Source organism: Pantoea sp. UBA5923, assembly GCF_002431095.1.
Taxonomy (GTDB): domain Bacteria; phylum Pseudomonadota; class Gammaproteobacteria; order Enterobacterales; family Enterobacteriaceae; genus Pantoea; species Pantoea piersonii.
Map to the genome: position 1 here is coordinate 9,787 of NZ_DJDN01000001.1, position 276 is coordinate 10,062.

General features: G+C 57.2%; 1 pseudogene. It reads right to left on the minus strand.

The features are described from left to right. Positions 1-276 (minus strand): annotated as a pseudogene (locus B3797_RS00080) (serine endoprotease); the annotation flags it as partial.

A 276-nucleotide genomic window follows, 5' to 3' on the forward strand; every position in this document is an offset into this window, starting at 1 on the left:
AACGACGTGGTTATTTGTCACCACGTAGCCTTTTTCAGCGTTGATGATGACGCCGGAACCCAGCGCGCGGAATTTTTCCTGCTGGGTATTGCCACCACCACCCGCGCCGCCCTGGCACATCGGCGAACTCAGGAAAGGCGATCCCTCCTGACAGAAGGGGGAATTATCGCCAAAGAACTGCTGAAACTGCTGCGGCAGACGCGGCGTTTTCACCGTGGTGCTGCCTTCAACGCTGATACTGACCACCGAAGGCATCACTTTTTCCAGCATCGGCGC